General features: G+C 53.5%; 9 protein-coding genes. All 9 read right to left on the reverse strand.

Features of this window, described 5'->3' with window-relative positions:
- Window positions 1-196: 196 nt before the first annotated feature.
- The gene (locus EGT74_RS00055; RefSeq protein WP_123844403.1) at window positions 197-1378 is read right to left on the reverse strand and encodes a substrate-binding domain-containing protein; all 1182 of its coding nucleotides are present in this window, start codon (window positions 1376-1378) and stop codon (window positions 197-199) included.
- Window positions 1379-1635: 257 nt separating this feature from the next.
- Window positions 1636-2460, reverse strand: a complete 825-nt coding sequence (locus tag EGT74_RS00060; RefSeq protein WP_158617931.1) for an AraC family transcriptional regulator — start codon at window positions 2458-2460, stop codon at window positions 1636-1638.
- 263 nt (window positions 2461-2723) lie between these two features.
- Complete coding sequence (locus EGT74_RS00065; RefSeq protein ID WP_158617932.1) at window positions 2724-4454, reverse strand: LamG-like jellyroll fold domain-containing protein; 1731 nt, start codon at window positions 4452-4454, stop codon at window positions 2724-2726.
- Between the two features lie 34 nt (window positions 4455-4488).
- A complete protein-coding gene (locus tag EGT74_RS00070) occupies window positions 4489-6069 on the reverse strand; it encodes a DUF5008 domain-containing protein (protein ID WP_123844406.1) in 1581 nt (526 codons plus the stop codon).
- 32 nt (window positions 6070-6101) lie between these two features.
- The gene (locus EGT74_RS00075; protein ID WP_123844407.1) at window positions 6102-6812 is read right to left on the reverse strand and encodes a fasciclin domain-containing protein; all 711 of its coding nucleotides are present in this window, start codon (window positions 6810-6812) and stop codon (window positions 6102-6104) included.
- A 4-nt stretch (window positions 6813-6816) separates the two neighbouring features.
- Window positions 6817-8331, reverse strand: a complete 1515-nt coding sequence (locus EGT74_RS00080) for a RagB/SusD family nutrient uptake outer membrane protein (protein WP_123844408.1) — start codon at window positions 8329-8331, stop codon at window positions 6817-6819.
- A gap of 25 nt (window positions 8332-8356) precedes the next feature.
- Window positions 8357-11470: a SusC/RagA family TonB-linked outer membrane protein gene (locus EGT74_RS00085; protein ID WP_123844409.1), complete on the reverse strand. Its 3114-nt coding sequence runs from the start codon at window positions 11468-11470 to the stop codon at window positions 8357-8359.
- A gap of 50 nt (window positions 11471-11520) precedes the next feature.
- Complete coding sequence (locus EGT74_RS00090) at window positions 11521-12555, reverse strand: DUF5007 domain-containing protein (protein ID WP_123844410.1); 1035 nt, start codon at window positions 12553-12555, stop codon at window positions 11521-11523.
- Between the two features lie 3 nt (window positions 12556-12558).
- Window positions 12559-13209: a fasciclin domain-containing protein gene (locus EGT74_RS00095; RefSeq protein ID WP_158617933.1), complete on the reverse strand. Its 651-nt coding sequence runs from the start codon at window positions 13207-13209 to the stop codon at window positions 12559-12561.
- Between the last annotated feature and the right edge of the window lie 8 nt (window positions 13210-13217).

Raw genomic sequence — 13217 nt, forward strand, 5'->3', positions numbered from 1 at the left:
GAATAAAAGTATCCGGCTCACGAACCGCGTGGATGACGGCGCCGGGGACTGTGCAGGAAAATTACTGCCAATATTCCAGGCGCTTCCGTCAGAATGCGAAAAAAAACCGTCAGTTTGCGAATATTTTAAACCCATGCCGGCCAACGGCAGGAAAAAAAGTGAGGGTAGAAAAGACCGGGGTGGCCGTCTGATTATGTCAGCCGCGCGTCTGGCGCGTGGCCTGTTTGCTCCGGCTACGGTATTCCAGTGGCGACAGGCCGGTCGATTGCCTGAAATAACGGGTAATATTGCCGTCATTGCGAAAATTCAGTTCGTAAGCGATCTGCTGTACCGTGAGCTCCGATTGCTCCAGCAAAAATTTTATCCTTGCGATCCTAACTTTTTTTATTTCATCCAGGATGGAGCTTTTCAACATTAGCTGAAACCGCTTTTCGAGAATGCGGCGGGATAGGCTGGTGGCGTTCACCACATCTTTCACCGCTATATCTTCGGATGGGGCGGTCGTCGTAATATAATGCAACGCCGTGCGCACCTGCTCGTCGTCAACAGCCAGCGTGTTCGTAGAATTGCGGGTTACGATGCTGTAGGAATTAACCATGATATTGCCGGCCGGCCTGTCTCCCCGTTCTATCCACCCGGCCAGCGCCGCGGCGGCGTCAAACCCGGCCGGTGCAACATGCTGATCCACGCTGGACAAGGTGGGGCTTGCCGTTTCGCAAATCATGGTATCGTTGTCTGCGCCGATGATGGAAAAATCGTCCGGCACTTTGGCGCCCGTTTCCCTGGCGGCCTCCAGCAGCAGCAGGCTAAGTTCGTCGGTGGCTGAAAATACGGCGCACGGCCTTTTCAGCGTGTTCAGCCAAACGGCCAGCTTTTCCGGTAGATGTTCCCAAAGCAGGTTGGTATTATCGAAAATGAAGGTCTCCACGGAGGCGCCCGCCTCGCCTACCCTGCCGGTAAAGCCCCGCTGCCTTTCCAGGGACCACTGAAAATGTTTAAAGCCAAGGAAAGCAAACCTTTTATGTCCCCTGGAAATAAAGTACTCCGCGACTTCCCTTCCCATCGCCATCCCGTCGCCCCACACATTGATCTGCGCCGGGTACAGGCTGGTATGCGGCGCCACGATGAGCGGGATTCCCAGTTCCAGGAGCGCCTGCAGGTTCACAACTTCCCGGGCAAAGATGCCGTCAGGTCTCCAGGCGATCACCCGCTGGATCAGGGCGTCCGCATCATCACCGGTATGAATATATTTCGGGGAATAGGAGAAAAACACAAACCTGTCGTGAATTTTATTGTAACCGGTCAAACCAGTCAGCAAAGCCCTGTCATAGGCCCGTGAAACGTCGAGCAAGATCGCGATCTTCAACTTGTTTTTCATGCCTGATAATTTGCCGCCCCTATGTCAAATGACCTGCTTTGGTTGATGTGAAAGATGCAGGCAGCCATTTGCCGGTCTGTCGCCGGAAGATGTGCCGTTGATTGAACCGCGGCAAAATAGAAAAAAATTCATCCCCGGCAAAACTTCCCGTAAACGGCAAAAGCAGCCGGGTTCGTACGCGGGAGGGAAAACCTGGCTGCCCGGCCGGGCGTTCCTTCATTGGGCGCTTCCATGCGAACCGTATACGGACCGGACATTTATTGCTGAGATGTGCCGCCCGGCGCCCTATCCGGGTTTATTTCGTATTGTTTCAGGAAATCCCGCGGGGAGCGGCCTTTTACTTCCTTGAAGTGTTTGTTGAAATTGGAGAGATTATTATACCCGCTTTCGTAACAGGCGCCGGACACGTTATGGGTACCGTCGAGCAACAGCTTGGCGGCATGCCCTATCCTGACTTCCTTGAGCACATCGGTAAACGTTTTCTTCGTATTCTGCTTAAAAAAGCGGCAAAACCCCGTTGTAGACATGTGAATAACTGCCGACACCTCCTGCAGCGATATTTCGTTCCTGAAATTTCTGTAAATAAAGTCGAACACCTTGCTGATCTTCTGGCTGTCGGGGGACCATTCTGCCGCATTGTAGTAAGGCGAGGCCAATACTGTGTAGGTTTTCGAGTTCACCAGTACATCCATCAGCTGTATGAATAGGGAAATCCTTCCAAATCCCTCTTCAAGCAACAACTGCTGTATGAGCGGTCTGGCCCTGTCAACCGTATCCCCGGGAAACAGTATTCCCCGGGCCGCGAGACTGAACAGTTCGCTGAGCTTTCTCGCTTCGGGGGTTTCCAGCATTTCTTTCCCCAGGAAGCCGGGCAAAAAATGGATCACGTAGCACTGCGGCAGACAGGAAGGGTCTTTTACCTGTTGATACTGCCAGCAATGCGGCAGGTAACTGCCCATCAGCACCAGCTCCGGCGCATCAAAACCGTCGATGTGGTCGCCAATCAGTCTTTTCCCACGGCAATTCTCCAGTAACGCAATTTCAAAGTGCAGGTGGCTTTTGAAAGTTACATACTTCTTCATTTCCAGGGTATCCCGCCGGACGGTAAAAGATCGGTCGCTTGGGAACACAAAATTCTCGTATAAATGTTTCATTATTCGTTCGTCATTTTCACCGGCTACGATATTTCTGGCGCAGTCCCCGGCCAGCACATCAGCCGCCATCAGTCATTTTCCGGACAAATGATACTATCCGGGTAAAAATTTGATGGGACCAGGACTAGTCCCATTTCTTGATATTTTATTGTTGTTGGACTAACTGTTTTATATTGCCATGGAGGGCGGGTTCATTTTACCCCTGTGAGCCCGGTGAGCCACACGCGGCCCTCCAGTTGCCAGCCCGGCTCGGGCGTGATATTGAGCCAGGTCAGCAGCAACAATGGCAGATCCTTGCCCGCAGGCACCAGGCTTTCCAGGTTACTGACAGCAGGCGGGTTGAGGATGGTAGAGAACGGCACCCAGGTATACTTACCGGTTGGCGATCCCTGCAACACAAAATCGCGCCGCAGGGGAGACTTGTCCCTGAAAACCGATCCGGCGCCGTCGGTGGCGGGCCAATAACCCAGCAGGTAATCCAGGTAGGGATGATCGTCGCCAACCCTGATCGAGCCGGCATCTCTGGCGATAACCGAGTCCGGTATGGCCGTCTTGAAAATTCTCACCTCGGCCATATACACATCCGCCGGGATATTGTCCGACCCGGGGATGCGCCCCATCGTCAGCGGAGCCGGGCTGTTGATATTTCCCTGCCCCGTGATCTCCTTTTCCTCGCCGAACTTTCCGTCTGTAAAGGTTCTGACATACCGTTTGCCGCCCCGCCCAAGCACGGTCACGGCAATGTTGTGCCATTTTCCATCGCCGATCACGGCACCCTTGGCTTGCACATTCCCCTTCCCCACCTGTCCGAAATTCACCTGCCAGAAATTATTCTCAAGGAATATTAGCCAGCCCGGCACCCCGCTGGTAAATGTAGCGCGCTTGCTGAACACGGACGGGTATGTGTAGTTGTAGGAGCCGTCCGAACGCTTGTTCACCTTGATGTTGAGCTCCACCGTGAAGGAGGTGGTATCGCCGAAATTGTATTCCTCAATAGCGCCGGGCACGGTAGCAAAGATGGCGTTTTCTTTCCCGAACAGGCGTACGGCGCTGCCGGAAAATTTGGTGCCGTTGAACGGGCGGTCGAGAAAGAGCGGCTTGAATGTGGGGGAATAAACAATGGTGAAAGTATTGAACAATGGTTTGCTGAATATCGAGTTATCGTCCGCCTGCGGGTCTACCGGGTAGTTACCGCCCATACTGGAAGTGACCACCACCAGCCATTTTTCGCCTGCAAACCCCTTTCGCGCCCGCAGCTTGCCCAGCATTTCGCCCACGTACCCGTCCAGCACGCCTACGGCATCGCGGTATTGCGGAACGGATGCATCGTACCCGTAGGCGGCGCCGGCGGCATTGACACTGCCGAACTGCGCTATAATGAGGCCGGCCGTATCTTCCGCCAACGCTGCCAGCACCGCATTTTTTACGGCAGGATCGTCATTTTCAAAGGCGACTGCTTTGTCTGATCCCGTGGAGAGATTGCTCAGCAGGGATTTGCTCGCGCCGAAAAAACGAATGGGGTACTCGGGTAAGCGGGACTTCACCAGCTTTGTGAACGGCGGAAACGCAGCCAGATTATTCCCTGAAAAATCGTTGTTGATGACCTGGTGCCTGCTGCCGCCGACACCCGTCAGCATACCGGCCCAGGACGCGGCCTGTACGCCCAGCGTATCCGTCAGCGAATTCCACGAATAGATGGCGTTGGCCTTCAGGGTCATCAGGTTTGCCGGGGCTATTTTGTTCACCGACTCTCCCCGCCCTCCGTCGATGATGATATAAAGCACCTTCGGCAACGGATCGATGGCGATCGTGTCCTTTCCTTCCGCCGCGTTGCGGGCGGGAGCGGCATCTTTATTGCAAGCAGTGAGCGCAGCGGCCGTTAGCAGTACAATCAGCCCGGATATGGTAGTTTTAAGATTCATGCGCATTTGATGTTATCAATATTATCGGTGAATACTACTTTACCAGCAATCGGGTAAAATTCCCGGCAGACTGGCCGTTGAATGAATTGAAACTGCCCAGCAGCGTTATCCGCATATCGCCGTTCAATGCCCGCGATTCCACTACGCCCGATAAAAAGCCATAGAATTTCCCGATGGCATTGTAGCCGGCGGCCAATTTACCCCTGGCATCCAATACCATTATCCCGTTGCGCTGTACGTTATCATACCTCGAAAAGAAGCCCGTAACGAAAATGAGGCCATTGCTCAGCTGTGTTGCCTGGTTAATGCCGCCGCCCTCCAGCATACCGGTGGCAAAACCGGCTACCGGGTTGAAGCTTTCATCGACCAGTACGATCTTATTGAACCTGGTTTTATTATAGTTATTAAAAATGCCGGCGAGTACATACTGCTTTGTTACTGCATTGTATGTAATCCGCTGGACGGCATCGTCGGCGGTAGCCGTGAACGTGCGGTCGGGGCTGCCATCCGGGTTGATGCGGGCGATGTTCGACACCTGCATGTCGTCGTACCGGCTGAACCTGCCAACGATGATCAGCTTCCCGTCCGGCTGCATGACAGCATCCGAAATGTACCCGTTGGTGGCCGGGCGCCCTTTATGCAACAACAGATCGTAGTGGTAGGTTGAATCGAGCGAGCCGTCGCTGTTAAACCGCAGCATCTGCGACACTTCCACACTGTCTGTTACCAGCGAGTCCTTCAGCCCGTCTGCCGTTCCCACGCCGTATCGTTTTTGAACAAAGTAGTTGAAATCACCGATGGCCACGGTACGCCCGTTGGCATCCTGGAACAGCCTGGCGATGGAGCCGTCGGTGCCTCCCTTCCATACCGGCACCGTGTCCTTTTTGGTGAATGACTGAACCACGGTGGTATCCGGAGAACCGTTGGCGTTCAGCCGGCAGACATTGAACATCCGCTTCACCCCCCAGAAATGCCGGTCGAAGCCGGAGAAATTTCCCGCAACCAGCATTTTGCCGTTGGGCTGCACCACTACATCCGACAGCGGGCCGTAAGCGCCCTTGCCGAACAGCATCGTGCGGTCGAGCTCCTCGTTCCGGCTGATCACGATGATCCTGTTCAGGGGAGTCACCGCGCCCTTGTTCTCATAATTAGTAAAATTTCCGATCAGCAGGAAGCGGCCGTCCGGCAGTTCCGGCATTTTACTGATGGGCCCGTTGGTACCAACGTTTGCCCGGAAAGTAATGTCGTTTTCAATTTTGCCGAGCACATTGAATACCGGCCCGTAAAAAGCCTGGTCGTCCACCACGATCTGCACATTGCCCGTGCTGGCGAGTTCCGGAACTTTAACGCTGACGTGCGTACTATCCAGTTCCGTCACCTCCGCCGGCTGCCCGTTGAAGGAAAATACCAGCCGGCTCTTGTAGGGCAACAGGCCCTTTACCTTAAAACTCACCATGGCACCGGGCTCTCCCGCCGGAACGGAGGGCGGCTCGTCGAGGAACTTTATACCCAGCGGCTGTTTCCCTCCCTCATAGGGATTCTCAAAAATCTGCTCGTCACGGCGGCATGCGAAGGCCGCCGAAGCGAACAATATAAAAACAAGCAGTTTCTTCATAATCAAATCTTCAGATAGGTCCGTTAATATATTTACGGCTTGTATGCCAGGAAGTCATTCAAAAAACCATCGGGATCAAAAGCGAAATACCCGTCCGAATCCCTCAGCACATGCACGGCGGCATGGTAAGGCTGAATATTGCAGGATGCCACCGCCACATTGAAAAAATTATACCTGCTCAGGCTGCCCGGCTCGCGCAGGTACGAGAGGTTCAGCTGCCGGTAGCCCACGTACTTGACGCCGCCGGATGTGGCGTAGGTAACGCCGATGTTCATCGGCGTGTTGTTGATGGAAAGATAAATTTGCCCGCCGTATACCTGCAGCAGGTCGAAATCTATCTGCGGATAGTCCTTCAGCAGGTTAATCCCTTTGAAAATATACATCGACATGTATTTTCTCCACACCACGGCGGGTACCTCCTCCAGTGTCTTGATGGTATCCTTCCCCAGCTTGTACAACCGGTTGTTGAATGCCGTGAGCAGGCTCGTCACGCTCCGGTCGGTAGGCGCAAACAATGTAAGGGAGTCTTTCTTCAGCGCCTCGTCGAGCCCGGCTATTTTAATGATGGCCTCGATCGTGTCGAAAAACAGCGGCTTTTCGTGCAGGTAATCCATCACCGTTCCCTTGTATACGGGCGATGTGATACCGGTATCCTTGTAATAATCGTCTTTCTTGCACGACACCAGGACGATTGCCGCCAGTAGGAAGCCGGGGAAAAATCCGGGGAATGAAAACTTCTTCATAAAATCAGTTTGTCCAGTAATTATTCAATGTCATCAGGGGATTGTTGTCCATCACGCTGGGCGACAGCGGCCACGTCCAGCCCCCGCGTTCGAACTGATCGGCGGAGAGCGGGTAGTAGCACCATTTCTGGTCCATCACCCTGCCCGTTCTGACGAGGTCGAAATAATAGACCCCTTCTCCCATGAGCTCCTTGGCCTGCTCTATATAAATCGCCTGCCGCAGGTTGTCCACTCCCGTTGCGATATACCTGGGCGCGCCGGCCCGGTCGCGGATTATATTCAGCAGGGCAACGGCCTCGTCTGTACGGCCGGTTTCCGCCATGGCTTCCGCCGTCAGCAGAATGACGCCGGCATACCTGAAAATGATGACATTATCGTCCGGGTTACCACCTTCTCCGGCGTGGGCATAAACGTTGGTGAACTTGAGGAACATAAACCGGCCGTTGTCTGCCAGCATATACTGGTCGAACCACAAGAGCCGCCGCATATCCTGTTCCCCCTCCGGGTACAGCATCCGCAGAAACGAAGCACGGAAAAAGCCCATGCTGAAGGTGTGCCCCGACTTGTAAGGCACATGCAGCAACATATCCGAAAAGGACGCGTACAGCGACAAGGTTTCGCCATAGTTGTAGTTCTGGGCAATCTCCAGCAACCCTTCTTGGCTCCTTCCCTTGAAAATGTTGTGAAACTCCTCGATCGGCAGCAGCTTATAGGTCCCGCTTTGCATCAGTTCCTTCCCCAATGCCACTGTTTTCTCGTAATGCTCCTGCTTTTTCCCCTTGTCGAATCCGGCGTTCCACATGTGCATATACATCAGCATCGCCAGCGCGCCGCCTTTGGTGGCCCTCACAGCTCTCATGGAGGGATCTTTATAATTCCAGGGAAGATCGTTCACACGCTTTTCCAGGTCCGCAATGCAGTTATCGATGACGGTCACCATATTCGTCCTTGGCAGCGGCTTGCTGAGATACGCCTCGGTATAATACGGCACGTCGCCATACAACCTGACGAGAAACAGATAGGTCATGCACCGGATAAACACGGCTTCGGCCGTATACCGGTTAAGGTCCCCTGTTGAAAGTTCCGGGATGGTCCGTTTCGCCAGCTCTTCTTCCATGATATTGGCCGACTGGATAACACGGTAAAACTCCTTCCACTTCGTCATGGAAGGGAAATTGAAATTGGTGGTGTTCCACTTCGCGTTCGGCGCTATCAGGCCCAGCAGGTCGTTTTGCCCGGCTACGTCGATATAGGCCCGTCGTACGGGATCGTCCGTTTCAGGCGACATCCTTACCTGGCCGGAACGCAGTTCGCCCGACGCTGCGATAAACGAAGTGCTCGACAGTTTATCCCTGAACTGGCCGTACATATCGCTGACGTAAGCCTCCACGTCCGCCGGCTTTTTCCAGAAAGCGTTACCGGATAATTTGTCGACCGGCTCCACCAGCAGGAATTTCCTGCAGCCGGCGCTGCAAAACGTTCCCGCGATCAATATCAATGCTGCAATTTTCAGTTTCATATATTTCACATTGAGTGCCTCTGCGTTAAAAATCTACATTCAGGCCCAGGTTATACGTATGCGGTGACGGATAACCGTCTGAGCGGTCGCGGCCCAGGTCCGTCACGTTTTCCGCGCTCGGGCCCCGGTACTTCGACCAGGTAAACAGGTTGTTCACCGAGCCGTAGAACCGTACGGAATTGAGCCCTGCGCGCCTTACGAACTGCTTGTTCAGGGTGTAGGAAAATGAAGCCGTGTTCAGCTTGTAATAGCTTCCCGTTTCCTGGAACAGGCTCTGGTTGTCCCTGTAAGGTTTGGTCACCGGCGCGCGTTTATAGTCGTATACATTCGCGAATTCAGCGTTATCGCCCGGCTTTTGCCAGTAGGTAACGCCCGGCGGCAGCACCGTGATGGAATTCGGTTTGTGCGGATCCTGCAGGAAGTTCATGCGCTCCACCAGGGCACTGTTGATCACGTCCCTGATGAGGGTATAGGAACCATTCACATTCAGGGAATAGTTCTTATACCGGAAAGAGGTGCTGAAACCGCCCGTGATCAGGGGCATGCTGTTACCCATAATTACACGGTCATTGTCTGTAATCACATAGTTCCCGTCCAGGTCGAGGAACCTGGCATCGCCGGCACGGAAAGGAACGCCTTCCGGTGTGCGCAGGTAAATACCCGTGGCCGGGTCGAGCGGCACGTCGTCGTCGGTCGCATACACCCCCGTATTTTTATACAGGTAATTGCTGAACGTGTTACGCCCTACCCGCAGGTAAATATTACCGCCTGTCAGGAACTGGCGTTCGTTACCCGGCAAACGCGTCAACACGTCTTTGTTCAGCGCGCCGTTGATGGAGAAGGTCCATTGCAGCGCACTGTTTTTGGGCAGAGGGCGGAGCGTAATGCTCAACTCGTGACCGTAATTGACCAGCCCCACCTCGTTGCTCGTTATTTCGTCGAACCCGACGATATCCGGCATGGCCTTGCCCCTGGTGAGAAAGTCCACCTGTTTGTAATACGCATCATACGAAAGCTCTACATGGCTGTCGAAGAAACCTGCCTCGAAACCGAAGTTGTATTGTGTAGTGGTGGTGGGACGCAGGGCCGGGTTCGGCAGTTTTCCGAAACCGATCCCTATCCGTGGAACGTTGTTATAAGTTTTACGTAACTCATACAGCCCCGTTGCCGAGTAAATATCGCCATTGGGTACAATGTTACGGCCCCACGACATACGGATGGATCCATAGGAGAGCCAGGAAAGATCCTTGAGCAGGTTCTCCTTATTGAAGTTCCACCGGAAGCCGGCCGCCGGGTTGCGGGCATACCTGTTGGCGATACCGCTGGCCGATGAAGCGTCCATCCGGTAGCTTGCATCGAAAATGTATTTCTTTTTGTAATCGTAGGTGAAGTTTCCAGAAAAGGAAACGCCCGTGTTCCTGTTATAACCGATCAGGCCGGCTCTCGACGAAAGCCCGTCTGCGCCCAAAGGCCCCTGGAACTGGTCGCTCGGCGTTTTCTTCTGCCGGATAACGGCCGACTGGGACGCGCCTGCGTGCAGCTCGTTGGAAAAGGAGAGACCGAAACTATGATCGCTGGCCACTTTCCTGTAAAAGGAAAGCGCATTCCTGTTAAAAAGGGAGGCTCCCCGGTCGTTATACCCGTACACTTCCGAAAAGTCTTTATTGGCCGCCGAAGGGATATAGCTTCCCTCCGTGTTGGTGGAATAACTATAGGCCAGGCTCGACGACACAGAGGCTCCGCTGAACAGCTCATAATTCACATCCAGGTTGATGCGGTAGCTGCCGCTTTTGTTATCGTTCCTGGTATTCAGCGACGACAGGGCGCTGTTGGTGCTCAGGAAAAAGCTTGGCGGCGGCAGCAGCGAAGACGACTTGCCGTCCGTTGCCACGCCCTTCTGCAAAAGCCCTGTTCCCGATCCTTTGTTCTTTAAGCCAACCGAAGACGAGATGGCCGCGAACACCCGCAACTTCTTGCTCGGCTTGTATTCCATATTCGTGTTCAGCGAATACCTGGTGAAACCGGTATTCTTGATCACTCCCGACTCGTTATAATAGCCCAGGTTCACCTTGTAGTTGAATTTGGGATCCCCACCGCTGATACCTACGTTATGCGTCTGGTTGAATGTTTTACGATAGAAGATACCCTGCCAGTCCGTGCTGTTATTGTAGAACGGGTTCAAACTATCGGCCAGCAGCGGGGTGTAGGAAATATTGTAGATATCCTGCATCGACCCGTATCTGAATATTTCGGACAGCCTGAAATCACGCTCCTCTTTTCCCCCGATGGTGGGCCGCAGTTTAGGGGGTGTATTCAGGAAGAAATTGCCCGTATACCTTACAACGGGGACCGGCGAGTTACCGCGTTTCGTGGTAATGATGATCACCCCGTATGCGCCGCGGGAACCATACAGTGATGTTGCCTGGCCGTCTTTCAACACCTCCAGGCTTTCAATATCTTCAGGCGGGATCATTGAAGTGGGGCTGACGCCCGGGCCCGCCGTTTGGAAGCCGTATTCGAAGCCAACGTCCGGGGAAACCGGCACACCGTCTATCACGTACAGGGGCGAAGTAGGGGTAAGAAAAGCATCGTCGCCTCCGCCGGTGATCCCGATCGACGAGATACCGCGCAACTGCATGAAGCCACGGGCGCCCGGCGCGCCGGTGTTGTTCTGGATGTTAAGGCCTGCCACCTTGCCCTGTAGCAGCTGCTCAACGTTCGACACCGGAATGTCCTGCAACTCCTTTCCACTTATCTTGACCGCCGAGCCCACCACGGTTTCGCGTGTCTTCTTCTGGTACCCGACTATCAGGGCTTCATTCAGTTTGTTTTCGCTCGTGCTCAAACGCACCACGAGCTCCCGTTTAACACCGGGCTTGAATTTATAATCGGCATATCCCACATAGCGGAACACCATCAGTGCATTGGGGTCCGCGTATACGGTGAACGCCCCGTTGTTGTCGGTTACACCCAGCGCTTTCAGGGGATTGCCCCCTAAGATACTCACGCCTATCAATCGCTCGTCGGAGCCTGCTTCCCGGACAACGCCCTTGATCGGCACCCTGTTCTGCGCGGCGAGGCATTGCCAAACCGTCAACAAACAGCCAACCAGCGCCAATCGTGTGTAGATATATTTCATCTGCGGAAATCTTTAGGTTTTAAGAAAATGAAATGGATACACGGCTGCGGTCACTCGTCCCTGAAACGGGGATTGTCTTTATAGAAGTGGAAAACAATCTCCCAATCCCCTTTTTCGAAAATTCTGAAGTTGAACGACAGCGACGAGGTGGACCTTATCCCTCCCAGCCCCAGCCGGTCGTAGGTAAACGCCACTGCCGCCTGGGAACCGTCGTTATTCGTGTAGCGCGTTTTCAACCTGATCAACGGAATTGGATAGGCAACATCAAACGCCAGCGAAGTGGCCGTTTTTTTGACATTAAAGCCGTGCACGACGGAATCCAGCACTGTTCTGTTGAACTTCGCCGGATCTATGGGAAGTGAATCCTTATCGAGGAACTGGAATGACAGGCTGTTGCCTTCTCCTTTTTTCCTGAAATAAACCCTCACCTGGTCTGCGGTGAGCGCTTTGCCTGTCAAATCCCCGGTAATATTGTTCACCGTAGGATTGATATGAAGTATATTCCCGTTGTTGTCCTTTTTTACCTGGCCGGTCACCGGATCGAACTGGTTCGGTTCGTATGCGCGTTGTGAAAGCGGTTTCAGTATGAGGTTTTTGAACACCCTCCGGCCGCCCGAGTTACTGACGTCCACGTCAAAAAAATACCCCGAATCCGGCTGCGACACCATTTGCTGGTTGGTAGCCTCCGCCCATATCACGAACTCGCCGGAATGCGGCCGGATTTCCCATAGCGGGTGTTTCTCCGGCTTTCTCTTCTGCGTAATTTCCTCCAGCGTCTTTTCAAGGCCGGTATATCCCTTCTTCCACACCAGCACCTCCACGCTGCTATCGGCAAGGTCAACCGCGTTGCCGGCGCGCGTACGCATATTCACAATTTTAAAATTCAACGGAAGAGACGACTGACCTGCGTTGAAGACATTCGAATAGAAAGTGGTGCGGCCCAGCACCGGCTGGTATAACGTAGTGGTGAACACCGCCTTCTCGCTGAGGTAGTCCAGGTCGTCCGGCAGGTACTTTTTGCACGCCGGTCCCGCCAGTACCGCTACCGCGAGTAAAAAGCCATAAAATAGTCTGTTGCCTGGCATATCTTATTTGTTTAAACGTGGAATAAACTCTTCAAACCCGAACGCATGATCGTCTCTCAGCACATGCACTATCCCCGTAGTGGTGACCAGATTGACGGACTGCGTGGAGGTAATTACCCAATCGCGGTTATATTTTGATCCTTTTGTGTCGCTGTATTCGGCGTAGGAAGGCCCGCCGCCCACAAAACCCTCCGCATTGGTGGTTCTCCGGCGGCCGTTCATGACATATTGATATCTTACCGTCGTGAACTCAATACCGTCGGCATAGTTCATGTCTTCCGTGTTATACGCCTTAGCCAGGACGTACCGCGTCAGCATGGTATCTAGCTGAGCGGAATCCGCCTGCCGGAGGTAAACGGGGGGCAGGTTTTTTGCTTTCCTGACGGCGTTCAGGTTTTCCAGTACAAATCTGAAGCTGGCGTTGGTAGGCGCAAAAAGCGTGTATTGCCCGGTTTTGAGCGTATCCGTCAACTTTAAACGATCCACCAGCAACAAGAGCGAATCGAACCTGCCCGTATTGCTTTTCAGGTATTCATACGTGCTTCCCGGGTACACCTGCTGCGCATTCACGGATGTGTAATCTCCATCGTCTTTTCCGCAGGCGAATATGAATATGGCCGTTGCAAATACCCAAAAATATAATTGCTTTAACATCACCATTG

It is taken from the genome of Chitinophaga lutea (assembly GCF_003813775.1).
In the GTDB taxonomy this organism is placed as follows: Bacteria; Bacteroidota; Bacteroidia; order Chitinophagales; family Chitinophagaceae; genus Chitinophaga; species Chitinophaga lutea.